Source organism: Dyella kyungheensis, from assembly GCF_016905005.1.
GTDB lineage: Bacteria > Pseudomonadota > Gammaproteobacteria > Xanthomonadales > Rhodanobacteraceae > Dyella > Dyella kyungheensis.
Genome location: NZ_JADIKC010000001.1, coordinates 549,701 through 575,851 on the forward strand (window position 1 = coordinate 549,701; position 26,151 = coordinate 575,851).

The window sequence follows — 26,151 nt, forward strand, 5'->3', positions numbered from 1 at the left end:
TCAAGTCACATTTTGTGCCGCAATACTCCTTAGAGACGATGGGCATACACCGTAGATCCGGATTGCGTGGTCGCGGATACGATGCTTCCGCCGCCAAGCGTGGGGAGGAACTAGGTGAGTCGCCCGACATGGCTGCCGGCATGGCCGAGGCTGGAAGGCCGAGGCTGGAGCGGGAATCGGGCGGCACGGCGCGCGTGCAGACAGTCGACTCACGGATTGCGAAAGGCCAGGCCAGAGTGCACTTTTCTTTGGATGGATTGAATGGCCGAAACCAACTTCCTCGGGCAGTAGTTGTGCGAGGAACGCGGTCTGATAGGCAATCATTCCAAGCGCAAGCAGATCACCATCAAACACAAAAAAAGGCCCGACAAAAGTCGGGCCTTTTCTTTTAAAACCTGGTACCGGTGATAGGACTCGAACCTACACGACATCGCTGCCAGTGGATTTTGAGTCCACCGCGTCTACCATTCCGCCACACCGGCACTGCAGCGACGCATTATGCCGGGTTCAGTGGACCGGGTCGAGTCCCAGTTGGCGGTCGGTGCGCTGGTACTGGTTGTGGCCCAGGGGCTGGAAGACGGCGCAGTGGGTCATGGCGCCGGAGTAGATGTGCAGGCTCACGGCCACGGCGTCGTCGCTAGGGTTGCGGATGGTGTGGTACTCGTGGGGCGGGATCAGGCTGCCGGCGGAGCCGGGGCCGGCCTGGATGGAGCCCACGGGCTGGAAGCAGTAGTGGCCGTCTTCGTCGGCGAGGCGCTCGTACTGGACTACTTCCAGCGCGCCGCTCCATACGCCTTCCACGCACCACATGCCGCAATGGTCGTGGATGGGGGTGCCCTGGCCGGGTCCCCAGGTCATCGCCACCACGCAGTAGCCGTGGTCCTCGCTGCGGTAGAGCTCGCGGCGGGCGTAGCGGCCTTCGGCGGTTTCGAAGACGCATTCGGGAAGCGTCACGGTCTGGCTGCGGATGAGGCTGCACAGGCTGTTGCGGAGGCTGTCCGTGACGGCTCGGGTGGTGTCCTGAGACACGGCGGCATCGATGGCGTCGATGAGCTTGCGGGAGCCGGGGAAATCCAGGGTAAGCATGGCGTTCTCGAGGGTTCGAACTACGCCCCCATCTTAGCAGCGCCCGCCCGAGGGCGCAGTTAAGGGGGCTCTAATCAGCCCCTAAGGGTGTCACCGGCTCTGTGTGGCCGCAGCTGTGCGTCGCAACGATTCGACAGGCCACCAGCCTGCCTTCATCGTCGCAACACCCAGCTGCACCCACACAGAGCCGGTGACACCCTTAGGGACTGTTCAGAGCCTCCTTAGCCGTTCAGAGAGCGCCGAGAAAGCCGCCGATGGCACGGCTGTAGTTGGGGATGTCGACCAGGAAGGCATCATGTCCCTGCGGCGAATTGAGCGCCACGAAATCCACCGCGGCACCGGCGGCGCGCAGGCCATCGGCGATCTGTTCCTGCTGCTCCAGCGGGAACAGGATGTCGGTGCTCACGCCAATCACCATGGCCTTGGCGAGCTTGATGCGCTTGAGGCCTTCGAGCACGCTGCCGTTGCCGTATTCGGCCATGTCGAACCAGTCGCTGGCGCGCGACAGATACAGATAACTGTTCGGATCGAAGGTGTGCACGAAACGCTGTGCGTGGCCTTCGAGATACGACTCCACTTCGAACTCGAGGCCGAACGGATTGTCGTCGCGCTGCTCGGGGTCTAGGCGGATGCGCGCAAAGCGGCCGTTCCATTCCATCGCGGAGCGGTAGGTGATCACGCCGAGCTTGCGGGCGATGCTCATGCCGTCGACGGGATAGTCATCGTCGGCGTATTGACCGTGCTTCCAGTGCGGATCGAGCCGGATCGCCTCGCGCTGCAGCGAGCGGATGGCGATGGCGAACGGCTGCGCCTGCGGTGCGGTATCCACGCTGATGTGCGCGCGCACGCTGCCCGGATGCAAGACCATGTATGCCAGCGCGCTCATGCCGCCCATGGAGCAGCCGATCAGGCAGGCGAGTTGGTCGATGCCCAGGCTTTTCACGGCCACGTGCGCGGCGTTGGCCACGTCTTCCAGTGACAGTTCGGGGAAGTCGAGGCGATAGGGTTCGCCCGTGGCCGGATTGATCGACGCGGCGCAGGTCGAGCCCTTGTCGCTGCCCAGCGAGTTCACGCAGATGACGAACCAGCGCGACGTATCGATGGCCTTGCCCGGACCGATCATCGCTTCCCACCAGCCCTCGGCAGGATCGTCCGCGTTGGACGCGGCGTGGGCGCTGGGCGAGAGGCCGGTGAGGATAAGCACCGCGTTGTCGCGCGCGGCATTCAACTCACCCCAGGTTTCATAGGCCACGCGTGCCTCGCGCAGTGTGCCGCCCCGTTTCATCGCAAAGGGCGAGGGAAGGGGGCAGTACCGGCGGGCGTCGTGGGTCATCTGTGAACCTTGTCGATAGTGATCTTGATGGGCACGTGCGTATTCACGTCGACCACGCCGGCATCGCCTTCCAGGTCGCCCGGCTGAGCGATGGCCTGGCCGCTCTTGCTGATGCGGGCGCCGACGAACACGCGCGATGCCGAGGATAGTTTGAGTTGCGGTGTCATGCCCATCGCATCGTTGAGCGTCACGGTGGCAGGCAGGGCGGTGGCGTCCATCCGGGCCACGGCCAGCGGCATCGGCGGGCCGTTTTCGGCGCGGGCGTAGACGAACAGTGTATCGCCGGCTGCCAGCTTGCCCGCGAGCGTGGGCGCGAGCGCCACCTGCACCTGCAGCGAAGGCTGCGTGGCTTGGGCGGCGGGCGTTTCGGGCGCAGTCTTGCCAGCGCCGTTGAGTCGCGCATCGGCCACGGCGATCTGTTCGGCCACGGCCTTGGCCACGTTGGAATCGGGATCGAGCTGCGGCTGCAGCTGGCGCCAGGTGGCGGCCGCCTTGGCGTAGTCGTCGTGCTGGAACTGGCTGATGCCGAGCAGCCACAGGCCACGCTGGCTTTGCGGGTCAAGCTTCACGGCGCGTTCGAGCAGCTCCTGCGCGCGACCCTCGATGCGATGGTCTTCGCGCAGCAGCGAGTCGGCTTCGGCCCAGCCCACCATGGCGACGCCGTTGTCCGGATCGAGGCGCAGGGCCTCATCGTACGCATGCCGTGCATCGGCGGCGCGATGCATCACGCTGTAGGTCTGGCCCAGCAGCATCCAGCCTTGCAGATCGTCGGGCTTCTGCACGAGATGTGCGTTCAATTCATCGACCGCCTGATCGATGTTCATGGCGGTGCTGGCCTTGGGCACGCCATCGAGCACCGTCGGCGTACCTACGGCGAGGTACAGGCCGATGGCTGCCAGCGGCAGGCAGAACGCCACGGTCATCGCCAGCGCGAACACGCCGCGCGGTTTGCCTTGTTGGCGTCCGTGGCGAATCAGCGGCAGCAACACCAGCAGCAACGCCGCCACGATCATCGCAGCGGCGATCAGATAAAAAGCCAGCCTCACCAGTCATCCCCTTCATCGGTCGGCTTGTCGTTGGCGACTGCGGCCGCGGCGCGACCGCGCCGGCGCACCGTCACCACCACCACGGCCGCGCCGGCCAGCAGAATCAAGAACGGCCCGAACCAAAGCAGCATCGTACTGGCTTTCATCGGCGGGTCGTATAAAACGAAATCGGAATAGCGGTCGACCAGGTACTGCTTGATCTCGTCGTCGCTCTTGCCCTGCTGCATCAGGTCGAACACTTCGTGCCGCAGGTCGCGCGCCAGATCGGCGTTGGAATCAGCGAGGTTTTCGTTCTGGCAGACCAGGCAGCGTAGCTCGCGCGTGAGGCTTTGGAAGCGTACTTCCTGGGCGTGGTCTTTGAAGGGCAGAGGGTCGATGGCCTGGGCGAAGGCGAGGCTCGTGAACAGCAGCAAGCACAGCACTTGTAGGAGCGCACCCTGTGCGCGACCCCAGGTTTGCCGCTTCGTAGGGTTGTCGCGCACAGGGTGCGCTCCCACAGAAGAACTACGGGGGCTCATGGCGCTTCCTTCGACAAGGCAGCGATGGCCGGCTTCAATTCCTTCTCGATGACTTCCGGCGTGAGCGGACCGATGCGCTTGTAGCGGATCACGCCCTTGCCGTCGACGAGGAAGCTTTCCGGTGCGCCATACACGCCGAAGTCGATGGCGGTGCGACCTTCGCGATCCACGATGACCATGTCATAGGGATTGCCGTGCTTCGAAAGCCAGTCCTTGGCATCGTCGGTGGCATCCTTGTAGTTGTAACCGACCAGCGGCACGCCGATGGATTTGCCTTGCGTCATCAGCACCGGGTGTTCCTCGCCGCAGGCAATGCACCAGCTGGCGAACACGTTGATGAGGTAGGGCTTGCCCAGCAGCGCGTCGCGGCTCACGGTTTGCGCGGGGTCGTCCAGCTTCGGCAGTACGAACGCAGGCGCCGGTTTGTTGATCAGCGGCGAGGGCACTTCGCGCTGGTCGTGCTGCGTGTTCCACCAGATGCCGAAACCGAACAGCAGCACCAGCAGAAGGAAGCCGAAAAACGGCAACAGGCGGCTCATGCACGCGACTCCTGCAGCACGGTGGCCGGCGGCATTTCCGTGGCAGCCACGCGCTTGGTGCGGAAACGGCGATCAGCGGCGGCAAAGAACCCGCCCAGCATCATGAAGAGGCCGCCCACCCAGACCCAGCGGATGAATGGCTTGTCGTAGAGGCGCAACGCCCATGCGCCTTCGGGCTGCTTCGCATCCATCGGCTCGCCCAGCGCCACGTAGAGATCGCGGAACAGGCCGGGGTCGATCGCCGATTCCGTCTGCACCTGGCCGCGCAGGTAGGTGCGCTTCTGCGGATGCATCACCGCCACTTCGCTGCCATGGCGCAGCACCGTCACGGTGCCTTGGTCGCCTTGCCAGTTCGGACCCTGCGTGTGATGCACGCCGTCGAAGCGGAAGTCGTAGCCGCCGATGCTCTGCGTTTCGCCCGGCGCCACGCGCACATCGCGCTCGACACTGAGCGCATTGGTCAGCAGCACGCCGGCCAGGAATACGCCCACGCCGAAATGCGCCAACAACATGCCGGCCATTTCGGCGGGATAACGGCGGCCGGCCGGCATTTCGCGCCAACGCTTGACCACGTAGAGCAGGGTGCCGAAGCCACACCACACGGCCGCTGCGGTGCCCGCAATGGCCTTGCTTTCGCCGCTGGTGACGAATGCCGCGACAATGGCGCAGGCGATGGCTGCGAGGCCCGCACGCCACATCACCTTCTTCAGCACCGGTACGTCGCTCTTGCCCCAGCGCAGGTACGGGCCGAAGGGCAGCAACACCACGATGGGCAGCATCAGCAGCGTGAACAGGAAACCGAAGTAGGGCGGACCCACCGAGATCTTGCCGAGGTTCAACGCATCGCCCAGCAGCGGGAACAGCGTGCCCAGCAGCACCATGGCCGCGGCGACGGTGAGCATCAGGTTGCCGATCAGGATCGCTGTTTCACGCGACACCACGGCGAACGGTTTGCCGCCCGCCACCTTCGGCGCACGCAGCGCGTACAGCAGCAACGAGCCGCCGACCACCACGGCCAGGAAGCAGAGAATGAACAGGCCGCGGCGCGGATCGGATGCAAAGGCATGCACCGACGTGAGCACGCCCGAGCGCACCAGGAAGGTGCCCAGCAGCGACAGCGAGAACGCGAAGATGGACAGCAGAATGGTCCACGCGCGCAGACCGCCGCGTTTTTCCGTCACGGCCTGTGCGTGGATCAGAGCCGCGCCCACCAGCCACGGCATGAAGCTGGCGTTCTCCACCGGGTCCCAGAACCACCAGCCGCCCCAGCCGAGTTCCGCATAGGCCCACCAGCTGCCCGCGACGATGCCGGCGGTGAGAAAGCCCCACGCCACGTTTGTCCACGGACGCGCCCAGCGCACCCAGGCCTGTTCCAGTTCGCCGCCCAGCAATGCGGCGATGGAGAACGCGAACGCCACCGAGAAGCCAACGTAGCCCATGTACAGCACGGGCGGATGGAACGTCATGCCCGGATCCTGCAGCACCGGGTTGAGATCGCCGCCGTCGGGCGGCATCGGCAACAAACGCGCAAAAGGATTGGAGGTGAACACAATGAAGGCGAGAAAGCCCACCGCCACCAGGCCGAGCACACCGAGCACGCGCGCCACGAACAGCTCAGGCAGGTTGCGGCTGAGCGTGGCCAGCGCGAGCGTCCACAGATTGAGGATGAAGATCCACAACAGCAGCGAACCTTCGTGCGCGCCCCATACCGCGGCGACGCGGTAATACCAGGGCAGCGCGAGATTCGAATTGTCGGCCACGTATTGCACCGAGAAATCGAACGACAGGAACGCCCAGGTCAGCAGGCCAAAGGCCAGCGCCACGAACACGGCCTGTCCGGCCGCGGCTGGGCGGGCCACGGACATCAGTGCGTGACTGCCGTTCCACGCGCCGATCAAGGGCAACACGCCCTGCGCAAGCGCCAGCAGCAGGGCGAGGATCAGCGCGAGTTGGCCGAGTTCGGGAGTCATTGCGGTTTGTCCTGTCCGGCTTCTTCGTTCACCTGCTTGCCTTCGTGGGCCTTGGCCATGGCGTCCTTCAGCTCCTTGGGCATGTAGGTTTCGTCATGCTTGGCCAGCACTTCGGTGGCGATGAAGCGGGCGTTGTCCATGTGGCCGGTGGCGATCACGGATTGGTTGTCGCGAAACAGGTCCGGCAGGATGCCGGTGTATTCCACGGGCATCGAGCCGCTGGCGTCGACCACGGTGAAGGTCACCTTCAACGACTCGTTGCTGCGCTGGATCGAACCGGCTCTGACCATGCCGCCAAGGCGGAAGGTCTTGTAGTGCGCGGCCTGTCCCGTCTGCACCTGGCTCGGCGTGAACAGGTAATTCATGTTCTGCTGCAGGGCGAACACGATCAGGCCCACCGCAACCACGGCCGCGGCGACGACGAGAAGGACGATGGTGAGCCTGCGCTTGCGGGTGGGGTTCATGCTCATTCGCGTAAGTGCGCTTTACGGCGCTGAAGGGTTGCGTTGCTGGCGTGCCGCCTGGCGCGCCAGGCGTCCGCGCAGTTCGCGCAGGTTGCGGCGGCGACGCAGCCACGGATTGATGTAGTCGGCGATCAGCACGATGAAGAACAGCGCATACGCCGGCCACACGTAGATGGCATAGCCGCCCATGGCGAAGAACGCGCTCATGCGTGGCCCTCGCGTTCGGCGATCTGTTTCACCCAGTCCTTGCCGCTTTCCATCGACAACAGGTCGGTGCGCACGCGGCCGAACAGGCTGGCGATGTAATAGAACTTGGTGGCGGCCATCATGGTGAGCAGCGGCCACAGCATGGCCGTGCTGATCTTCGACGGACCGAGGATGCGGATGGTCGATCCCTGGTGCAGCGTGTTCCACCAGTTCACGGAGAAATGCACGATCGGCACGTTGATGATGCCGATGATGGCGAGGAACGCCGCGGCGCGCGCGCCCTGGCGACGGTCTTCGAACGAGTGATAGAGACCGATCACGCCCAGATACAGGAACAGCAGCACCAACTCGGAGGTGAGGCGCGCGTCCCAGGTCCACCAGGTACCCCACATCGGCTTGCCCCACAGGGATCCGGTGACCAGCGTGATGAAGGTGAAGGCGGCGCCGATCGGCGCCGATTCCATCGCCACCACTTCGGCCAGCTTGATGCGCCATACCAGCGAGATGAACGACGCGATGGCCATCATGCCGTAGCAAAACAGGCTCATCCACGCGCAGGGCACATGGATGAAGATGATGCGATACGCATCGCCCTGCTGATAATCGGCCGGCGCCAACACCAGGCCGCCATACAGCGCGATGGCGCCAAGCACGAGCGCCAGCACCAGGGCCCAAGGGCGAACCACACCTGCGAAACGGTAGAAGTTCGGCGGCGAGCTGAGCTTGTGAACCCAGAGCGGGATCCAGTTGGCCATCGTCTTTATGCGTCCAAGGCTATGCGGAGGGCGGTGGCGCAAGCCAGCGGAGCCAGCACCAGCGCCATGACCAGCGCGGCACCGAGCCAGGCGATGGGCGCGAGCCACGGCAGCCCTTGTTGAGCCGCGGCGACAGCGCCTGCGGCAAAGATCACCACGGGTACGCACAACGGCAGCAGCATCAGCGCCAGCAGCATACCAGAGCGTCGCGTACCGGCCGTCAGCGCCACCAGCACGGCGCCGAGCAGGCTCAGCAGCGGGGTGGACAGCAGCAGCGCGTAGACCAGCACCGGCATCACCGCCGTCGGCAGATGCAGCATGCCCGCCAGCAGCGGGGCGATGACGATGAGCGGCAAAGCCGTGGTGATCCAGTGCGCAAGAATTTTCATACCCAGCATGAGTGCCAGCGGCTGGGGTGAAAGGATGAGTTGTTCCAGCGATCCGTCTTCGATATCGCTGCGGAACATCGCATCGAGCGCCAGCAACATGGCCAGCAGCATGGTCACCAGCACGGCGCCGCCGGCAATGCGCTGGAGCAGCGCTTCCTCCGGCCCCAGCGCGAACGGGAACAGGGTGATCACGATCAGCGCATACAGCACGGGCATGACGATGTCGCCGCGGCGACGCCAGGCCAGGGTGAGGTCGCGTCGCAGCACGGCGGCGCAGGCGGAACCGAGCGGCGCGTGATTCATGCGTGCATGCGCACCCGTTTCGGCTCGCCGTTGAGAAAGCTCACCGCGCCGTGGCTGGTGACCAGCGCGGCGCCGCCGGCCGCGGCGTGCCGGGCGAGCAGGCGATTGACCAGTTCGATGCCGGTGCGATCGAGGTTGGCGTAGGGCTCGTCGAGCAGCCACAAGGTGGCCGGCAACAGCAGCAGGCGCGCCAGCGCGGCGCGTTTTTTCTGGCCGGCGGAGAGCCGTCGCACGGGTTCGTCTTCGTAGCCGGCGAGACCCACGTCGAGCAGCACGCCATCCACCGTGCAGCCGTCGCGCGCGCCGTAAAGGCCGGCGGCCACGGCCAGGTTCTCCCGCGCACTGAGATCGGCCTTGAGGCCCAGGTGATGCCCCAGGAACAGCGTATCGCCCAGGTGCTCGTCGCGCCGCCAGGGCTGGCCCCGCCAATCGAGCGAACCTTCATCGATATGCAGCAAACCGGCGAGGATGCGCAGCAACGTCGTCTTGCCGCTGCCGTTGTCGCCCTCCACCAGCGCCACTTCGCCCTCGAGGAGGCAGAAGTCGAGCGGACCGAACACCGGTTCGTCCTGGCGATAAAACGAGAGCGCCCGGGCCTCCAGCAGGGGCGGGGCGACGGCGGTGGAGGCAGTCATTCCCCGATTGTCCGCAATGCCCGGCGGACTTGTCCATGCGGCGCTGTGCCGCCCGTTTCAGGCCTGCCCGGCGACGGGGAGCAGGCGCAGCTGCGCCGGTGACGCGCCATCGCCATGCACATAGCCGAATTGATCGAAGCGCTGGGCCAGTGCATCGAGGGTTGCCGGGGTAGGGCCAATCACCCAAAGGCTCGGTTCCCGCCATCGTCCATCGGCGGCCACGCCCACGCCCGGCCGGATGGCCACGGTTTCCGGCAACGCGCGCAACTGGGCAAGCAGCGCCCGCTGGGCCAGCCGGTTGTTTGCGCGCGAGGTGGATTCGGAGCGCGGGTTCCAGGCCGTGACGAAGCCCCAGGGACATGCCTGCGCCAGGGCGTGAAGCTCCAGCGGCAGCGGTTGATCGATGCGGATCGCGGCATGGCCGCCGCGCGCCAGGCGCACCCGATACGCGGTGGCCCGGTACGCGGCGAGCAGCGCCTCATCCATGCCGCAGGTCGGGCAGGGGAGGCAAGGTGGCGCGGAGTGCGTCGACGGCTGCGTTCAGGTCGACGGCGTTGGCGTCGGTCGATCCGCGCAGCAACTGCTCCAGCAGCACGTCCTGCGCGCGGCCGCGCTCGAACGCATAGGCGTAGGGCAGATGCGAAAAGGTGACCATGCGATAGCGCGCCATGAAATGCTCGGGCGCCCGTTCGGCCAGCAAGGCGCCCAGCGCGCGCTTGGCCAGGTAGTGCGGATCGGCCACCGAATCGCGCATTTCCACGTAGTTTTCCAGCGCCATCGCCGCAATGGCGTCGCTGTTCGGCTGGCGGATGCGCTGGAATTCGGCGAATACGTCGGCGGTGTCGTCCGGCGCCGCGGCCAGCAGCGAGGCCAGCACCACCGTGTCTTCGAAGCCGCAGTTCATGCCCTGGCCGTGGAACGGCACGATGGCGTGTGCCGCGTCGCCGATCAGCAGCGCGCGTCCCTCCAGATGCCAGCGCTGCAGGTACAGCGTCGACAGCGTGCCGACCGGATGCCCGTCGTAGTCGTTGGCGAAATCGGGAATCAGCGGCAGCAGGTCGGGGAAGTCTTCCTCGAAGAAGGCGCGTGCATGGCTGGCGTCGCCCAACGTGGCGAAGCTCGGATGCGGCCCCTGCGCCGGCAGGAACAAGGTGACGGTGAAGCTGCCCTCGGTGTTGGGCAGCGCAATGCACATGTAGCCGCCGCGCGGCCAGATATGCAGCGCGTGGGGTTCGAGTGCGAACTGGTCGTGTCCGCCGCTGCGGCTGATCAGTTCGGCAGCGAGTCCGCCCGCGGAAGGGATTTCCAGTTCCTTGTATGCGTGGCCCAGCGATTCGACCCGCTCGCCCAGCGGCGAGTAGGCGTTCATCGCGGCGCGCAACGACGAACCGGCGCCATCGGCGCCAATCACCACGGGCGCGTCGAGTTCGCGCGACGTGCCGTGTTCGTCGACCAGATGAATGCGCTGGCGATCGAAATCCGCGCTGGCCAGCGACTGTCCGAAATGGAAGTTCACGCCGGCCGCTTCGGCGGCATCCAGCAGCAACATATTCAGTGCGCCGCGCGAGACCGACCAGATCACTTCGCTGTCGTCCACGCCATAACGCTGCAGTCCGGAGCGGCCGTCGCGCGTGTGCACCATGCGGCCGCGCATCATCACCGCGCGCTGCAGCACGTCGTCGGCGAGGCCGGCCTCGCGCAGCGCCTGCAGTCCGCGTTCGGCCAGCGCGAGATTGATCGAGCGGCCGCCCATGAAGCCGGCGACGCGCGGGTCAGCGCGTTTTTCGAAGACGTCGACGGCGAAACCGCGTCCCGCCAATTGCTGGGCCAGCAAGGCGCCGACCAGGCCGCCGCCGATAAGAGTGAGCTGCTTCGCCATGGAGTCCCGCTGTGAGTGGCAACCGCGTGAAACGCCAAGAGTAGCGGGTCGCAACAGGGCAGGCGATGCGCAGTGCGGCAAGAGACCTTTCGGAGTCGGGTCGCAATCTCGTCTATGCGCTCATCTCCCTCACGTCATTCCGGCGTAGGCCGGAATCCAGTAGACGCGGTCGGGGATTTCGCGAGGCCAAATGCACGGTGCCTATCGCGAAAATCCAACGTGCTCGCTACTGGATTCCGGCCTGCGCCGGAATGACGAGCGAGGGGGCCTTTGGCGGCCTCAGAAACTCATGAAATAACCGCCGTTGACCGGCAGGTTTGCGCCCGTGATGTAACCGGCATCGTCCGCCGTGAGGAAGGTCACCGCACGGGCGATGTCGTCGGGCGAGCCCAGCCGGCCGACGGGAATGTCGGAGATGATCTGCTCGCGAATGTCCTGCGGCACGGCAGCCACCAACGCCGTATCGCAATAGCCCGGCGACACGGTATTCACGGTCACGCCCTTGCGCGCCGTCTCGCGTGCCAGCGCCATGCCGAAGCCGTGCACACCGGCCTTGGCGGCGGAATAGTTGGTCTGGCCGAACTGGCCGGTCTGCCCGTTGACCGAACTCAGGTTCACGATGCGGCCGAAGCCGCGCGCGCTCATGCCTTCGACCACGTTGCGGCACATGTTGAAGACGCCGTCCAGGTTCACGCGCATCAGCTCGTGCCACTGCTGCGGCGTCATCTTGCGCAGGCTGGTGTCGCGGGTGATGCCGGCGGCGTTCACCAGGATGTCCACGCCGCCGTGTTGCTGCTCGACGCGTCCCATCAGCTCGGCGCAGCTGTCGAACTGGCTGACGTCGGCGTGCTCGAATTTCACCGCGCCATCGAGATCGGCCAGCTCCTGCCGGAAGGCATGCAACCTTTCCTCGCGTCCTGCCAGGTCGACGGCGATGACCTGCCGTCCGGCTTCAGCGAGCTGCCGGCAGATCGCGGTACCGAGACCGCCGATACCGCCCGTGACGATGGCAACGCGTGGAGTGCGACTTTGCGAATTCATGTGAAGGACTCGTGCACATGCGGCAGGGCAGCACGTGTTGTGCTGCAGCGGCGGATGAGACGGAAGCGCTGGCCGGCAGAAGCCGGCCGGTGCGGGTCAGCCCTACTTCTTGGGGCCGTTGGAGCCGCCGCGCGGCGGCTGCCCCTGCGTGGCCGCATCGATCAGGCCGCGCTGCATGTTGCGCCAGGCATCCATGTTGCGCTCGGTCAGATCGTTGAGCATCGACCAGGGTGTCTGGCCCAGCAGGCTGTTGAGCTGGGTACGGAACTGCTGCTGCTGGTCGAGGAAGACCTGCAGGCTGCGTTCCAGGTAGGGACCCATGAAACCCTGCAGCGAGTCGCCGTAGAAGCGGATGATCTGGCTGAGCAGCTGGGGAGACAGCATCGGCTGCCCCTTTTCCTCATGCTCAGAGATGATCTGCAACAGGACCGAGCGGGTGAGATCCTCGCCGCTCTTGGCGTCGCGGACCTCGAAGGTTTCGTTGTCGAGCACCAACTGACGGACTTCCTCCAGCGTGATGTAGCTGGAGATTTCCGTGTCGTAGAGTCGACGGTTCGGGTACTTCTTAATGGTGCGCATCGTTTGTGCCATGCACACAAACTAGCAGAAGGTATTGCGGCGCACCAGTCGCCCAAGTGGTATTAATTGCTGCACTGGCCAGTTGCAGCAATTGCTGTTAGATCAATCACCTGCTGGTTGTTGCCGGTTTGTGCCGGATTAGGAACGTTCCGGCACGGGGACCTAATGCCCGGGGCCTCCCGCGGAGCCAAACGGGGGCTTGGCCAGCCAGATCACCGGGATCAGCACGATGAACAGCACCGCGCAGAGCAGGAAGATGTCGTTCACGGCCAGCGTGAGCGCCTCGCGGTTCACCAACTGATTGACGATGCCCAGCGCCTGGGGCTGGCTGTTGCCGGCATGGGTCAGCTGGGAAAGGATCTGCGTGGCCGGCAGGCTGGCGCTGGTCACGTTCTCGGTCAGCGTAGCGTGATGCAGGATGCCGCGGTGCTCCCACAGCGTCACCGTCACCGCCGTGGACACGCTCGAGCCCAGCGTGCGGAAGAAGTTGGCCAGGCCGCTGGCGCTGGCAATTTCATTCGCAGGCAGTCCCGCCAGGTAGATCTGGTTGAGCGGGATGAAGAAGCAGGGGATGGCGATGCCCATCACGAATCGCGGCAACACCAGCGACGAGAACGATGCCGAGCTGTCGAACGTGGAGAACCAGTACGAGGTGCCGGCGAACACCACGAAGGCGAACGTCACCACTCCGCGCAATTCCAGCCGGTGCATGTTGCGCCCGAGTATCGGCGAGAGCAGGAAGGCCAGAATGCCCACCGGCGCCGTGGCCAGTCCGGCCCAGGTCGCGGTGTAGCCCAGCGTGGTCTGCAGCCACAGCGGGAACACCACGTTGATGCCGAAGAACGCGAACATGCCCAGCGACAGCGCCACCACGCCCGCGGTGAAGTTGCGTTGCTTGAACAGGCCCAGTTCCACCACCGGGTGCTTGGCGTGCAGTTCCCACACCACCAGGAAGACCAGGCACACCAGCGCGACGATGCCCAGCGTGGCGATCATCGGCGAGGAGAACCAGTCGTGGTCGTTGCCGTTGTCGAGCATGAACTGCAGGCAGCCCACGCCGGCCACCAGCAGCACCAGGCCGATCACGTCGATGGGCGACTGATAGGTCTTGGTCTCGCGCTTGCGCAGCAGCGACCAGGTGATCACGCCCGCCAGAATGCCGACCGGCAGGTTGATGTAGAAAATCCACGGCCAGGAGAAGTTGTCGGTCAGCCAGCCTCCGAGGATGGGGCCGAAGATCGGCGCCACCACCACGGTCATCGCCCATAGCGCGAGTGCGACACCCTGTTTGGTTTTCGGATAACTCGCCAGCAGCAGGGTGAGCGACAACGCCACCATCGGACCGGAGCCGGCGCCCTGCATCAGGCGTGCGAACACCAGCATCGGCATTGAGGTGGCGAGGCCGCACATCATGGAAAACACCACGAACAGGGCGACGGACACGACGAAGGTCTTCACTTCGCCAAAGCGCCGCGCGATCCAGCCGGTAAGCGGCTGCATGATCGCGCTGGCCAGCGAGTACGAACTGATCGTCCAGGTGCCTTCGCTGGAACTCACGCCAAGGCTGCCGGCGATGTGCGGCACGGCGACGTTGACGATGGTCATGTCCAGCACTTCCATGAAAGTGCTGAACGCGACCGCGATGGTCAGCAGGACCAGCGCGGTACCGTGCAAAGGCGGTAGCGGCTTGTCTTCGGTGGGATTGGCGGCCATGGGTGTCTAGGTCAGTTGGCGTCGCGCTGGCTGAGGTTGGCCTGGATGATCTTCTCGGCTTCCTCGTCGGCCTTGCTGGCCATCTGGTCGTACACCGTGGTCTGCGCAATCGGCCGGCCGTTGCCCGGCGCGGCGTTCATGGCGCCCTTGTCATCGGTGATGTCGACGGTGACATCGGCGGAGAGGCCCACGCGCAGCGGATGCTGGTCGAGCTCCTTGTCGTCGAGCGCAATGCGCACCGGCACGCGCTGCACCACCTTGATCCAGTTGCCGGTAGCGTTTTGCGCCGGCAGCAGCGAGAACACGCTGCCGGTGCCGGCGCCCAGGCCGATCACCTTGCCGTGGAATTCGGCGCTGCCGCCGTAGAGGTCGGCTTCGACCTTGGCCGGCTGGCCCACGCGGATGTGGCGCAGCTGGTTTTCCTTGAAGTTCGCATCCACCCACAGGTTGTGCAGCGGCACCACGGCCATCAGCTGCTGACCCGGCTGCACGCTGTTGCCCACCTGCACGCTGCGCTGAGCCACATAGCCGGTGACCGGTGCGTAGATGTTGTTGCGCTGTGCGGCGATCCAGGCCGAACGGTAGTTGGCGCGTGCCTGTTCCACCGCCGGGTTAGTGGCGACCTGCGTGCCTTCGATGGCAGCGTGCGAGGCTGCGGCCTGAGCTTGCGCTGCGTCGAGCGAAGCCTGTGCCTGGTCGACCGCATCGCGCAGGTGCTGCACCGTTTCCGGCGCTTCGGCCTGGGCTGCGACCAGCGGTGCGCGACGGGCGAGATCGGCTTGCGCCTTCTTCAGGTCGACACGGGCCTTGGTCACCTGCGCATCGGCGCTGGTGGCGGACTCGGTCTGCTGGCGCACCTGGCGCACGGCCTGCGCGAGCGCGCTGCTCATCTGCTGCAGGCGCACCTCGGCGTCGGTGTTGTCGAGTTTCACCAGCACTTGGCCGGCTTCGACGCGCTGCGTGTCGTCGGCAAGAATCGAGGTGACGATGCCTGGCACCTGCGCCGAAATCGCCACCTGGTTGCCACCCACATAGGCGTTGTCAGTCTTCTCGCGAGTGGAGAACACGAATAGCCACAGCAGCACCCACGCAACGGCAGCGAGCACGAACACGGCCGCGACGATGATCAGCGCGCGACGGCGCTTGGCGGGATCCTTCGCCGCCATGCCGCTGTCGTTGTCGCCGTTGTTGTTCTTCTTGACGTCGGAATCAGTGGCGCTCATTCGGGGCGTCTCCGGAAAGGTTCAAAGGGGAAGAGGGGCGGTCGCTGGAGGCCTGTTCCGGCAGGCTGGCGCGGTAACCGCCGCCCAGGGCCTTGATCAGCGAGATATCGGTGGACAGCGCCTGCGCCTGCAGGCTCACGTCGTTGTCCTGTTGCTGCAGCAGCTGCGCCTGTGCGCTCAGCGTTTCGCGGCGATCGCTCACGCCACGCTGCGCGCGCGATTGCGCGTTGGCGAGCAGTTGCTGGTTGGCGGCGATTTCGCGCGCCTGTTCCTTGCGCCGGTTCTGGATCTGGTCGGCGGTGAGGCTCTGCGTGGAGACGTCGCGCGCGGCACTGAGGATGGTGCTGTTGTATTGCGCCACGGCGGCGCCGAGCTGTGCCTTGCTCACGCCGTAGTTCGCTTCGAGCAGGCCACCGGTGAAGATCGGCAAGTGGATCGCCGGGGTCAGTCCGAACACGCGGCTGCCTGCGCTGAACATCTTGTCGAGGTCGATACTCGACAAGCCTGCCATCGCGCTGATGCTCACATCGGGGAAGAACTCGGCGCGCGCCACATCGGTCTGGCGCAGCGCGGACTCGACCTGCCAGAGGCTGGCGGCGATATCGGGGCGGCGCGCGATCAGGTCGACGCCGGCGTTGTCCGGCAGGCCTGTGGTGACCTCGGGCAGCGGGCGCGGTTGCAGCGGCGGCAGCTGCGACGGTGCCACGCCGCACAGGCTGGCGAGCACTGCCTGGCGGATGCGCGCGGAGCTTTCGATGCTCACCAGCATCTGCCGTGCGGATGCGGTCTGCGCCTTGGCCGATTGCACCGTGTCCGGACGATCGACGCCTTGCTTCACGCGCAACTGCGCGATCTGCTCGAGCTGTTCAGCCGTCTGGACGCCCTGCTTGGCCAGGGCGATGCGGGACTGGTCCGCCAGCCAACCGAAATAGGTGTCGGCCACGTTGCTCTGGATGGCCAGCGCCGCAGCGCTGTGCTGAGCCTCTGCCGCATGCGCCTGATCGACGGCCGCTTCGATGGTGTTGCGCTTCTTGCCCCACCAGTCGAAGTCGTACTGCGCCTGCACGCCGATGTCGCCCTGGTTGTACCAGGTGAAACCGAGGAATTTCGGCGGAATCAGGCCGGTTTCGCTCAGCCGCTGGCGCTCGACCTGCGCACTGCCGTTGACGCTGAGGCCGGCCTGCGCGGTGGCGGCGCGGATGTTCTGCTGGGCCGAGTCGACGCGCGACTTGGCCTGGGCGATATCCGGCGAATCCTTGGTCGCCAGTTCGATCAGCTGGTCGAGCTGCGGATCGTTGTACTGCTTCCACCACGCGGCATCGGGCCAGCCGGCACGGTGGCCGGTGTCGAGGCCAGCCAGCGGAACGTCGTCGCGAACCGGCGGGCGATTCAACTTGGCGGGGATCGAGCAACCCGCCACGGCGATGGCAACGGCGCAGGCAAGCAAGGCGCGACGGCCAAGTCCGTGTCGGAAGGGAAGGTGTGAGGTCATGGACGAGTGTCCGGCTGGGTGAGCGAATCGATGTTGACCGCGATCTGGCGGAGCAGGCGCTCGAGCGTGCGCTTGTCGGCGGCACTGATCGATGCGAACGCGCCATGCACGCTGGGAAACAGCGGGGGGAGAATCTTTCGTACCAGGCGCCTGCCGGCTGCCGTAATGCTGAGCACGATGCGGCGGCGGTCTTCCGCGCTCGGTGCGCGCGTGATCAAACCGGCCTTGACCAGGACGTTGGCGATGCGCGTCATATTGGTGGCCCCTTGCTGCGCGTATCCGCACAATTCGCTGGGCGTGGCGCTGCCCGTAGGCCTGCTGTACAGCATCATCAGCGTGCGGAAATCGCTGTCGTTCAGGCCATGCGGCTTGAGATTGCGTTCGAGCTCGCCCAGCAGGTTGCCGCCCACCATCAATAGCAGGCGAGTGAGTACAACCTCCTGGAGCGGCAACTCCGGGAAAATTTCTCTAACGCGGCCAATTCCCTCAACCATATGGTCGAGGCATTCATGCATGGACTTCATTTCACCAAAGGATAGTTCGCCAGTGAAGTAATTAGGCTAGCACCGGTTTCGGACAGGTCGCAAGGGTCGATCGACCCGGCGTCAGTCGAACCGGAACAGCTGCCGGGCGTTGCCAGTGGTGGCTGCGGCGATGGCTTCGGGACTTTCGCCGCGAAGTTCGGCGATCACGTGGAGCACCTCGATGATGTTCGAGGGCTCATTGCGTTCACCGCGATGGCAGGCACCGGGTTGATCCGGTGCGTCCGTCTCCAGCAGCAGTCGTTCGATGGGCATTGTCGCGACCATGGAACGAAGACGATTGGCGCGCGGATATGTGACAGGGCCGCCGATCCCCAGGTAAAAACCCAGTTCCCACAGGCGTTCGGCCTGCTGGAGACTGCCCGAGAAGCTGTGCACGACGCCGCGCAGGCCACCGATGCGGCGCATGGTGGAGGTCACTTCGTCCATGGCTCGTCGTGCATGAACGATCACCGGAAGGTCGACCTCGCGTGCCAGTTGCAATTGCTTCTGGAAATACTCGCGCTGCGTTTCGACATCCAGTTCGGGCAGGAAATAGTCCAGACCGATTTCGCCCACGGCCACGGCACGATGCGTTTTCAGCCATGCGGCCAGCTCATCCAGGTGTTGCGGACGATGCTGGTCGAGATAGATCGGATGCAGCCCATAGGCGGGGAGGGCTTGTGGATGATCGGCACACAGCGAATCAATGCGCGCCCAGGACGCCTGGTCGACGGCAGGCACCACGATATGCCGGATGCCGACTGCTTGAGCGCGCTGGAACATGGCCTCCCGATCGGATGCAAAACTCGCATCATCGATGTGCGCATGGCTGTCGGTGAGTTCGAGCACAGTCAAGGGATCCTGAATTGGGAAAAATAGCGAGCTTCGGTCTAAGCGAACATTCAGTGATCCAGAGGTTCAATGAATGCGCTGGATCGAATTCAAGCAGGAGCGGGGGCGCTCCGCTGGTCCAGACAGGAGAGCATTATGAACAGGTTGGTCGTTTCGGCGCTGCATGTTGGTTTCGCCGGTGTATTGATGGTGGGTCTTTCGGCGTGTAATCGGGATGCGAATGCTGACGGTGGCGTGGGTGCCGCTGCGCAGCAACAAGGGGCTGCCGATGGCGCCAAGTACGCGCGCGTGGTGAGCGTGACGCCGGTCCGCGAGGCAGCCAGCGCCCCGCAGCAGGTGTGCCACGACGAAGTGGTGACCACGCACAAGCCGGTGCAGGATACGCATCAGATTGCTGGCACGGCCATTGGTGCCGTGGCGGGCGGTCTGTTGGGCAACCAGGTCGGCGGCGGCAAGGGTCGCACGCTCGCTACCGTGGCCGGTGCCGTTGGCGGCGGTTACGCAGGCCACGAAATCCAGGCCAATCATCAGGCCAATGCCACGCAGCAAACGACGCAACGTCGGTGCACCACGGTGGCCGGCAGTGCCGGCGACAAGGTGGTGGCATACGATGTGAGTTACGAGTACAACGGAGTGACCCGCACTGTACGCATGGATCACGATCCGGGTGACAGGCTGCAGGTACAGGAAGGTGTGGTAGCCGTTTCCGACGCTCACTGAGGATTCACGCCATGCAAACACTGCTTAGACATTTGGCTGTCGTGGGATTCGTTTCCGCTTTTGCGCTAGTTTCCGGTTGCACTCCGCCGCCGCAGCGACAAGTGGTTTACAGCGGCTCGACCAGCCGTTGCGAGCAGTGTGGTGTGGTCAGCGATATTCGTCAGATCGAGACGCAGAAGGGTTCATCGCCGCTGGGCATGGTGATCGGCGGCATCGCCGGTGGCGTGATCGGCAACCAGTTCGGCGGGGGCAGCGGCAAGGCCCTCACCACGGTGGCGGGTGCAGTGGCTGGCGGTGCCATCGGCAACCAGGTGGGCAAGAACTCCGGCGGCCCGGATGTCGCATGGCAGGTCACCGTCAAGCTCGACGACGGCCGCTATGCCACGGTGACCCAGGCGGCCGATCCGCAGGTACGTCCGGGTGACTACGTGCAGATCCGCAACAATCTCGTCTATCGACTCTGACGTAAAGACGTCTGGACGTCCAAATAAAAAGGCCCTCTTTCGAGGGCCTTTTTTTATGGGGATGGGTTTGCTCAGTTGCTGACGGCGTAGAACGCGTGCTCGCCGATGGTCTTGACGCGCTTCGTGGACCAGGTGGTGGTTACGGCGAGCGTGGCGAAATGATCTGCTTGCGGCACGTACACGGTGCGCTCTCCCTTCGGCAGGCTCCAATTGCTGATCGAATCGCCAGCAATCTTCCACGCCTTGGTCCAGGAGTTGAGATCGGTCACTTCGAAAGTGCTCGCGGTGGTGGTCAACGCAAATTGGCGCGGTGACGTAACCACTTCGCAAACGCTGTCGCCCCAGGTGCCGCGGTCGCGGCGACGAAGAGCAACTTCGGCCACGGCGTACTGCCCGATGGTCGACTCACTGCGTGCCTCGAGATACACCGTCGTGGCCAGGCAGGTCTGGTCCGCGAGGGGCTGCGGTAGCACGGACGCTAACCACAACAGCATGGAAAGTTTCATTAAGTCTGCCTCCAACGTGCTGTACGCGCGAGGTCGGTACTGCTGACTTCGCGCGCCGTTGCGGTGGACGGGCGGGCAGGCCGTTCCACCTGGATTGATCGCCGCGACCGAAACTTGTGGTCAGGCGGTTTGCCACGGGATTGTGGCCAGTCGAGTGGCTGATCCGGTGCCACTCAAAACTTGTGGTGCTGCAAGGGCATAGATCGGGTACTAAGGACCGCGTTGCCTGCAACGTCATCCGCGCCAAGGGCGGAGTAGATACACCGACATCTCTGTCGGGTCGCGCTGATCCGGACCCCTCCGGTTCGTCGCGTATGTCGACACCCAGGGCAGTGGGTGTCTATCGAATTGGTTGGCGAGACTAGTGGCCGGTTTCTGATCTGGCAAGTGCCTGGCAGTTCAGGTTCACGTCACACTCACATTGTCATATCAGTTCGTGAATCTTTGCGTTTGCGTATTTCGTCATGCAGTCCAACTCTGCACGACGCGCAACGCAATGTTTTCATCCGTGTCGATGTTCGATGCGTTTTGCAGCGAATCGACTAGACCATCGTCTATGACCGCTAGCGCCTCAAAGGTTGCATCGTCGCCAGCGACATCGAGCAATTGAATGTTGCTGTTGCCCTTATGGTGCAGCACGGTGCCCCCGCGGATAGGTTGCGACAATACGACGCAATGCATATGTCGCTTGTGGCCGCCGCGATAGTGCAGGCGCGCCACGATTTCCTGCCCGGGATAGCAGCCTTTGTCGAACGCAACGGCCTGCAGTCGCTCCAGCGATAGCGCGGGCGGAAGCAGGTTGCCCAATGCGTCGTTCGGCAGCCATGGCCAGCCCGCGCGAACTTGCGGCAATCGCCACGCATCATCGGCTTCTGTGGCTCCGACGATCATGCTGTGCCCGCCGCAACCGAACACGTACGCGTCACCTTCACGATGTACGGCGTACGTCTCGTGTGCGGGGCCGGTGGCCAGCGCGCACGGTTCGGGGACGCGCAGTTTGACCTTGGAGCGAAACACGAAGCGCTGCAGCGATTGCGCCATCGACGATGCATCGCCACCGCGCAACAGCAGCAGCAACGCGTCGTCGGTAATGCGCGCGAGCTGGAACAAGGCGAGCACGCGGCCCTGGGCGTCGAGCCATGCGCCGAACTGCCAGCGGCCTACGTCGAGCGACTGGACATCGCTGGTGAACTGAGCTTGTGCAAATGCAATGGCATCAGTGCCTTCGAGCAGCAGGGTTTGGGCGGTAAGGTCTGTCGGCATAAGGGGGAGATGTAAGGGCGGGGCGGCCGGGTCACAAGGGCGGGAGCCCTACTGGCAGACGAGCGCACCGTCGTCAAGGTTGTACTGCATTAACGCAGGTATTACGCTTTTACGGCTTTCATACACCATGTCCGATACCTCCTCCCAAACTGAGTCCAAGCCCGCGTCCGCTCCGGTGGAGCAGGTTCCCGTGCCCGCGGTTCCGGCCACGGACAAGACTTCGACGGAGCGAGCGGCCCCCGATCCCACCCGCTACGGCGATTGGGAAAAGAACGGGCGCTGTATCGACTTCTGATTCGCCGCGCCGGCTCGGGTCGGCGTCGTCGGAGCGGGAAGGGCGGTAAAGGGCATCAGCGATTCCACCCAGGATAGCCGCCATGGCAGACACGCAACGACCGCTCTCTCCCCACATGGGCATATATAAGTGGCAAGTGCAGATGGTGACCTCCATCGTGCACCGCGCTACCGGTATCGCCCTCTCCGTCGGCACCTTGCTCGTGTTGTGGGGTGTGTTCTCCCTCGCCAGCGGCGAAGACAGCTACAACCAGTTCAAGACCTGCCTGGGCAGCCCCATCGGCATGATCCTGTTGATCGGCTGGAGCTGGGCGCTGTTCTTCCACCTGTGCAACGGCATCCGTCATCTGATCCAGGACGGCGGCATGGGCTACGGCATCCCGCAGTTCGTCCGTTCCAGCTGGCTCGCGATCATCGGCAGCGTGGTGCTGACCATCATCGTGTGGGCTTACGTGCTGACCGCCGGAGGTGCCGCATGAGCGCCAACGGTCCGCAGTACGACGTGCGCAAGCAGTTGCGCAACCCCCTGAAGCGCGCCCGCGGCCTTGGCTCGGCGCAGTCCGGTGTCGGTCACTGGTGGACGCAGCGCGTCACCGCCGCGGCGCTGGTGTTTCTCGGCATCTGGTTCGTGGTGACGGTGCTGGGCGCCTTGCACGCCGACTACGCCACTGCGCGCGCCATGATTGCCAAGCCGTGGAACGCCCTGCTGCTGGTCGCCTTCGTGCTGGCCATGTGCTGGCACGCGGTGCTCGGCCTGCAGGTGGTGATCGAAGATTACGTCCATACCCGCTGGCTGGAGGTTTCCCTCCTGGTGCTGGTGAAGTTCATTGCAGTGCTCGGCACGTTGGCCACCTTGATGGCCGTGCTGCGCGTGGCGCTGGGAGCCTGATTCGATGGAAAGCTACAAGATCCAACAGCACAAGTACGACGTGATCGTGGTCGGCGCCGGCGGCGCGGGCCTGCGCGCCACCTTCGGCCTGGCCGAGAAGGGCCTCAAGGCCGCGTGCATCACCAAGGTGTTCCCGACCCGTTCGCACACCGTGGCGGCGCAGGGTGGCATCTCGGCAGCGCTCGGCAACATGGGCGAGGACGACTGGCGCTTCCACTTCTACGACACGATCAAGGGTTCGGACTGGCTCGGCGACCAGGACGCGATCGAATACATGTGCCGCGAGGCGATCCCGGCCATCATCGAGCTGGAACACTACGGCGTGCCGTTCTCGCGTACCGAGGAAGGCAAGATCTACCAGCGTCCGTTCGGCGGCATGACCACCCACTACGGCAAGGGCACCGCGCAGCGCACCTGCGCCGCGGCCGACCGTACCGGTCACGCCATCCTGCACACGCTGTACCAGCAGGCGCTGGCGCATGACGCCACGTTCTTCATCGAGTACTTCGCCATCGACCTCATCTTCGACGAAGAAGGTGTATGCCGCGGCGTGCTCGCGCTGGACATGAACGAAGGCACCTTGCACTTCTTCCGCGGCCACGCGGTGGTGCTGGCGACCGGCGGTTACGGCCGCGCCTACTTCAGCGCGACTTCGGCGCATACCTGCACCGGCGACGGTGGCGGCATGGTGCTGCGCGCGGGCCTCGCGCTGCAGGACATGGAGTTTGTGCAGTTCCATCCCACCGGCATCTACGGTTCGGGCTGCCTGATCACCGAAGGCGTGCGTGGCGAAGGTGGTTACCTCACCAACTCCAACGGCGAGCGTTTCATGGAGCGCTATGCGCCCAATGCCAAGGATCTCGCTTCGCGTGACGTGGTCAGCCGCGCCATGACGATGGAAATCCGCGAAGGCCGCGGCGTGGGCGAGCATAAGGACCACATCCACATCAATCTGATGCACCTGGGCGCGAACGTGATCCACGAACGCCTGCCGGGTATCGCCGAATCGGCGCGCATCTTTGCCGGTGTGGACGTGACCAAGGAGCCGATCCCGGTGATCCCGACCGTGCACTACAACATGGGCGGTATCCCCACCAACTATCACGGCGAAGTGGTGCAGAAGCGCGGCGACGACGTCGATGCCGTGGTGCCGGGCCTGTTCGCCATCGGTGAAGCGGCTTGCGTGTCGGTGCATGGCGCCAACCGCCTGGGCTCGAATTCGCTGCTCGATCTGGTGGTGTTCGGTCGCGCGGTGTCGCATCGCTGCGCCGAGCTCATCAAGCCGGACACGGCGCACAAGGACCTGCCGGCCAGCGTGCTGGACAAGGCGTTGGCCCGCTTCGACGGCCTGCGCAACGCCAAGGGCAGCCTGCCGACCGCCAAGATCCGCGCCGAAATGCAGCGCACCATGCAGTCCGATGCGGCCGTGTTCCGCACCGGCGAGTCGCTCAAGGAAGGCTGCGAGAAGATCTCCAAGGTGCGCGAGTCGTTCAAGGATGTGGGCGTCAGCGATCGTTCGCTGGTGTGGAACTCCGACCTGATCGAAACGCTGGAGCTGGCCAACCTGCTCGACCAGGCCGTGGCTACGATGTACTCCGCCGAGCAGCGTCACGAAAGCCGCGGCGCGCATGCCCGCGAAGACTTCCCGGACCGCGACGACCACGTGTGGCAGAAGCACACCATGGTGTCGGTCGATGAAGCCGGCAAGGCCGAGTTCGATTTCCGTCCGGTGCACATGTACACCATGACGAAAGACGTCGACGTCGTGCCGCCCAAGAAGCGCACTTACTGATCCCCGGACTGGAGAGCCACTGTGGCTGAGTTTTCGCTACCCAAGAATTCCAAGGTCCAGCCGGGCAAGCATTTCCCGGCCAAGGACGCCAAGAAGCCGCGCACGTTCCGCATCTATCGCTGGAGCCCGGACGACGGCCAGAACCCGCGCATCGATACGTATGAAGTCGACATGGCTTCGTGCGGCCCGATGGTTCTGGACGCGCTGCTGAAGATCAAGAACGAGATCGACTCGACGCTCACCCTGCGCCGTTCGTGCCGCGAAGGCATCTGCGGTTCGTGCGCGATGAACATCGACGGCACCAATACGCTGGCCTGCACCAAGGCGATCGAGGATTGCGCTTCGGGCGACGTGAAGATCTATCCGCTGCCGCATATGCCGGTGGTGAAGGATCTGGTGCCCGACCTCACGCACTTCTACGCCCAGTTCGCCTCGATCAAGCCGTGGCTGCGCACGCAGAGCCCGGCGCCAGCCGACAAGGAGCGCCTGCAGTCGCCGGAAGACCGCAAGAAGCTCGACGGTCTCTACGAGTGCATCCTGTGCGCCTGCTGCTCGACCAGCTGCCCGAGCTACTGGTGGAACGGCGACCGCTACCTCGGTCCCGCCATCCTGTTGCAGGCCTATCGCTGGATCATCGACAGCCGCGATGAGGACACCGGTGCCCGCCTGGACGATCTGGAAGATCCGTTCAAGTTGTATCGCTGCCACACGATCATGAACTGCGCCCGCACCTGTCCGAAGGGTCTGAACCCGGCGAAGGCGATTGCGGAGATCAAGAAGTTGATCGTGGAGCGTCGGACCTGACGCTCGCTTTTCCCTCTCCCCAGCGGGGAGAGGGCAGGGTGAGGGGCGGGTGCTCGCGGAAGAACCTCCAATCTGGCCCTGGATAAACTGAGGCAAGATTGATCCCTCACCTCATTCCTCTCGCCGGAGGGGAGGGGAAGTTAGCCAGGAGGCGTGTAGCAATGGACGAAGCCCGCATCAAACGCCTCCGCTGGCGTACTCGCCGCGGCACCCGCGAGCTCGACGCCCTGTTCGGCGGCTGGCTCGACGAGCGCTTTGCCGATGCCGATGAAGCCCAGCGCCAGGCCTTCGATGAACTGCTCGATGTGCAGGACCCAGACCTGTGGGACTGGGTGATGGGCCACGCGCAGGCGACGCGCCCGGATTGGCAGGCGATCATCGATGACATCCGCACCCGCCATCGGCTTTGAATATCGGCCGTCGCGCTGGTTGAGGCGTCTGCTGTTCCTCGTTTCCGTCCTCGCCACGCTCGCCGTGTGGATGAGCGCTGTCCCGTGGCTGGCCAAGCTCGCCATCAGCGTTGCGATAGGTCTGACTCTGTGGCGGACGCTGCTGCGGTGGTCTGGCGTAGCCGTGCAGGCCGCCGGCTGGGCACGTGACGGGGGCTGGAGCTTGAGATGGCGGGGCGACCAGGACACGGCGGCAACACTGGCTTCGTATCGGGTGATCGGCGAGCAGGTCGTATGGCTGCGGCTGTCGCTGGCCGGCCGGGGCCAGGTAGCGCTGCTGCTGGCGCCCGACAACAGTGACGCCGATATCCGCCGCCGCCTGCGCATGCGTCTGGCCCAGGTCGAGGCATCGGGCACTTACGCCTCGGGCCGCGGTCCTACGGTTTAGCCGCGTTACAGGCGATAATCGTCAGCATTCGGGC

Annotated in this window: 31 protein-coding genes and 1 tRNA gene; 9 read left to right on the forward strand and 23 right to left on the reverse strand. The window is 64.7% G+C overall.

Annotation, left to right across the window (positions count from 1 at the left end; all coding sequences use genetic code 11):
* Positions 1-396: 396 nt before the first annotated feature.
* From ISP20_RS02530 to ISP20_RS02630, 21 genes are all read right to left on the reverse strand, one after another.
* A tRNA-Leu gene (locus tag ISP20_RS02530) sits at positions 397-482 on the reverse strand.
* Between the two features lie 25 nt (positions 483-507).
* Complete coding sequence (locus ISP20_RS02535) at positions 508-1,086, reverse strand: cysteine dioxygenase family protein (RefSeq protein WP_204634482.1); 579 nt, start codon at positions 1,084-1,086, stop codon at positions 508-510.
* Between the two features lie 229 nt (positions 1,087-1,315).
* The gene (metX, locus tag ISP20_RS02540) at positions 1,316-2,419 is read right to left on the reverse strand and encodes a homoserine O-acetyltransferase MetX (RefSeq protein WP_204634483.1); all 1,104 of its coding nucleotides are present in this window, start codon (positions 2,417-2,419) and stop codon (positions 1,316-1,318) included.
* Positions 2,416-3,465, reverse strand: coding sequence for a c-type cytochrome biogenesis protein CcmI/CycH (locus tag ISP20_RS02545; protein WP_204634484.1), 1,050 nt, complete (start codon positions 3,463-3,465; stop codon positions 2,416-2,418). The genes metX and ISP20_RS02545 overlap by 4 nt, the downstream gene beginning before the upstream one ends.
* Positions 3,462-3,983, reverse strand: coding sequence for a cytochrome c-type biogenesis protein (locus tag ISP20_RS02550; RefSeq protein WP_338030954.1), 522 nt, complete (start codon positions 3,981-3,983; stop codon positions 3,462-3,464). Before ISP20_RS02550 ends, ISP20_RS02545 begins: the two co-directional genes overlap by 4 nt.
* Complete coding sequence (locus tag ISP20_RS02555) at positions 3,980-4,522, reverse strand: DsbE family thiol:disulfide interchange protein (protein ID WP_204634485.1); 543 nt, start codon at positions 4,520-4,522, stop codon at positions 3,980-3,982. Before ISP20_RS02555 ends, ISP20_RS02550 begins: the two co-directional genes overlap by 4 nt.
* Complete coding sequence (locus ISP20_RS02560) at positions 4,519-6,492, reverse strand: heme lyase CcmF/NrfE family subunit (protein ID WP_204634486.1); 1,974 nt, start codon at positions 6,490-6,492, stop codon at positions 4,519-4,521. Before ISP20_RS02560 ends, ISP20_RS02555 begins: the two co-directional genes overlap by 4 nt.
* Positions 6,489-6,956 carry a cytochrome c maturation protein CcmE gene (gene ccmE, locus ISP20_RS02565; RefSeq protein WP_204634487.1) on the reverse strand — a complete coding sequence of 156 codons (468 nt, stop codon included), beginning with the start codon at positions 6,954-6,956 and terminating at the stop codon, positions 6,489-6,491. Before ccmE ends, ISP20_RS02560 begins: the two co-directional genes overlap by 4 nt.
* A gap of 21 nt (positions 6,957-6,977) precedes the next feature.
* Positions 6,978-7,163 carry a heme exporter protein CcmD gene (gene ccmD, locus ISP20_RS02570; protein WP_204634488.1) on the reverse strand — a complete coding sequence of 62 codons (186 nt, stop codon included), beginning with the start codon at positions 7,161-7,163 and terminating at the stop codon, positions 6,978-6,980.
* Complete coding sequence (locus ISP20_RS02575) at positions 7,160-7,918, reverse strand: heme ABC transporter permease (RefSeq protein WP_204634489.1); 759 nt, start codon at positions 7,916-7,918, stop codon at positions 7,160-7,162. The genes ccmD and ISP20_RS02575 overlap by 4 nt, the downstream gene beginning before the upstream one ends.
* Before the next feature lie 5 nt (positions 7,919-7,923).
* Positions 7,924-8,610, reverse strand: a complete 687-nt coding sequence (ccmB, locus tag ISP20_RS02580; protein WP_204634490.1) for a heme exporter protein CcmB — start codon at positions 8,608-8,610, stop codon at positions 7,924-7,926.
* Positions 8,607-9,245 (reverse strand): cytochrome c biogenesis heme-transporting ATPase CcmA, encoded by a 639-nt coding sequence (gene ccmA, locus ISP20_RS02585; RefSeq protein ID WP_204634491.1) that lies wholly within the window; start codon positions 9,243-9,245, stop codon positions 8,607-8,609. Before ccmA ends, ccmB begins: the two co-directional genes overlap by 4 nt.
* A gap of 57 nt (positions 9,246-9,302) precedes the next feature.
* Positions 9,303-9,731 (reverse strand): DUF3293 domain-containing protein, encoded by a 429-nt coding sequence (locus ISP20_RS02590; RefSeq protein WP_204634492.1) that lies wholly within the window; start codon positions 9,729-9,731, stop codon positions 9,303-9,305.
* On the reverse strand, positions 9,724-11,124 hold the full coding sequence (locus ISP20_RS02595) for an FAD-dependent oxidoreductase (RefSeq protein WP_204634493.1): 1,401 nt from the start codon (positions 11,122-11,124) through the stop codon (positions 9,724-9,726). The genes ISP20_RS02590 and ISP20_RS02595 overlap by 8 nt, the downstream gene beginning before the upstream one ends.
* A 279-nt stretch (positions 11,125-11,403) precedes the next feature.
* Positions 11,404-12,165, reverse strand: a complete 762-nt coding sequence (gene phbB, locus ISP20_RS02600) for an acetoacetyl-CoA reductase (RefSeq protein ID WP_204634494.1) — start codon at positions 12,163-12,165, stop codon at positions 11,404-11,406.
* 102 nt (positions 12,166-12,267) lie between these two features.
* Positions 12,268-12,756, reverse strand: a complete 489-nt coding sequence (phaR, locus tag ISP20_RS02605; protein WP_204634495.1) for a polyhydroxyalkanoate synthesis repressor PhaR — start codon at positions 12,754-12,756, stop codon at positions 12,268-12,270.
* Between the two features lie 150 nt (positions 12,757-12,906).
* Positions 12,907-14,457 (reverse strand): DHA2 family efflux MFS transporter permease subunit, encoded by a 1,551-nt coding sequence (locus tag ISP20_RS02610; RefSeq protein ID WP_204634496.1) that lies wholly within the window; start codon positions 14,455-14,457, stop codon positions 12,907-12,909.
* Between the two features lie 11 nt (positions 14,458-14,468).
* Complete coding sequence (locus ISP20_RS02615; RefSeq protein ID WP_204634497.1) at positions 14,469-15,680, reverse strand: HlyD/EmrA/EmrK family protein; 1,212 nt, start codon at positions 15,678-15,680, stop codon at positions 14,469-14,471.
* Positions 15,667-17,172: an efflux transporter outer membrane subunit gene (locus ISP20_RS02620; protein ID WP_204634498.1), complete on the reverse strand. Its 1,506-nt coding sequence runs from the start codon at positions 17,170-17,172 to the stop codon at positions 15,667-15,669. Before ISP20_RS02620 ends, ISP20_RS02615 begins: the two co-directional genes overlap by 14 nt.
* Positions 17,169-17,624, reverse strand: a complete 456-nt coding sequence (locus ISP20_RS02625; protein ID WP_338030955.1) for a MarR family winged helix-turn-helix transcriptional regulator — start codon at positions 17,622-17,624, stop codon at positions 17,169-17,171. Before ISP20_RS02625 ends, ISP20_RS02620 begins: the two co-directional genes overlap by 4 nt.
* Positions 17,625-17,777: 153 nt before the next feature.
* Positions 17,778-18,545, reverse strand: coding sequence for a TatD family hydrolase (locus tag ISP20_RS02630; protein ID WP_204634615.1), 768 nt, complete (start codon positions 18,543-18,545; stop codon positions 17,778-17,780).
* 138 nt (positions 18,546-18,683) lie between these two features.
* Between ISP20_RS02630 and ISP20_RS02635 the strand changes: the two genes are divergently transcribed.
* Positions 18,684-19,268, forward strand: coding sequence for a glycine zipper 2TM domain-containing protein (locus ISP20_RS02635; protein ID WP_204634500.1), 585 nt, complete (start codon positions 18,684-18,686; stop codon positions 19,266-19,268).
* Between the two features lie 143 nt (positions 19,269-19,411).
* Entirely contained in the window at positions 19,412-19,732 is a 321-nt protein-coding gene (locus ISP20_RS21835; RefSeq protein WP_425490755.1) for a glycine zipper 2TM domain-containing protein, read from the forward strand.
* Positions 19,733-19,803: 71 nt separating this feature from the next.
* Here ISP20_RS21835 and ISP20_RS02645 read toward each other — a convergent pair whose 3' ends face one another.
* Both ISP20_RS02645 and ygfZ read right to left on the reverse strand, forming a co-directional pair.
* A complete protein-coding gene (locus ISP20_RS02645) occupies positions 19,804-20,226 on the reverse strand; it encodes a cell wall hydrolase (protein ID WP_239535178.1) in 423 nt (140 codons plus the stop codon).
* 474 nt (positions 20,227-20,700) lie between these two features.
* A complete protein-coding gene (gene ygfZ / locus ISP20_RS02650; protein WP_204634503.1) occupies positions 20,701-21,501 on the reverse strand; it encodes a CAF17-like 4Fe-4S cluster assembly/insertion protein YgfZ in 801 nt (266 codons plus the stop codon).
* 127 nt (positions 21,502-21,628) lie between these two features.
* On the opposite strand from ygfZ, the gene ISP20_RS02655 reads away from it, so the two are divergent.
* The 7 genes from ISP20_RS02655 to ISP20_RS02685 all read left to right on the forward strand — a co-directional run bounded on the left by ISP20_RS02655 (position 21,629) and on the right by ISP20_RS02685 (position 26,117).
* Positions 21,629-21,796 carry a DUF1674 domain-containing protein gene (locus ISP20_RS02655; protein WP_204634504.1) on the forward strand — a complete coding sequence of 56 codons (168 nt, stop codon included), beginning with the start codon at positions 21,629-21,631 and terminating at the stop codon, positions 21,794-21,796.
* An 82-nt stretch (positions 21,797-21,878) separates the two neighbouring features.
* Positions 21,879-22,274 carry a succinate dehydrogenase, cytochrome b556 subunit gene (gene sdhC / locus ISP20_RS02660; protein WP_204634505.1) on the forward strand — a complete coding sequence of 132 codons (396 nt, stop codon included), beginning with the start codon at positions 21,879-21,881 and terminating at the stop codon, positions 22,272-22,274.
* Positions 22,271-22,684, forward strand: coding sequence for a succinate dehydrogenase, hydrophobic membrane anchor protein (gene sdhD, locus ISP20_RS02665; protein ID WP_204634506.1), 414 nt, complete (start codon positions 22,271-22,273; stop codon positions 22,682-22,684). The genes sdhC and sdhD overlap by 4 nt, the downstream gene beginning before the upstream one ends.
* 4 nt (positions 22,685-22,688) lie before the next feature.
* Positions 22,689-24,476 (forward strand): succinate dehydrogenase flavoprotein subunit, encoded by a 1,788-nt coding sequence (gene sdhA / locus ISP20_RS02670; RefSeq protein WP_204634507.1) that lies wholly within the window; start codon positions 22,689-22,691, stop codon positions 24,474-24,476.
* Between the two features lie 21 nt (positions 24,477-24,497).
* Entirely contained in the window at positions 24,498-25,280 is a 783-nt protein-coding gene (locus ISP20_RS02675; RefSeq protein WP_109125947.1) for a succinate dehydrogenase iron-sulfur subunit, read from the forward strand.
* Positions 25,281-25,441: 161 nt separating this feature from the next.
* Complete coding sequence (locus tag ISP20_RS02680; RefSeq protein ID WP_204634508.1) at positions 25,442-25,690, forward strand: FAD assembly factor SdhE; 249 nt, start codon at positions 25,442-25,444, stop codon at positions 25,688-25,690.
* The gene (locus tag ISP20_RS02685; protein WP_204634509.1) at positions 25,662-26,117 is read left to right on the forward strand and encodes a protein YgfX; all 456 of its coding nucleotides are present in this window, start codon (positions 25,662-25,664) and stop codon (positions 26,115-26,117) included. Before ISP20_RS02680 ends, ISP20_RS02685 begins: the two co-directional genes overlap by 29 nt.
* The last annotated feature ends 34 nt before the right edge of the window (positions 26,118-26,151 follow it).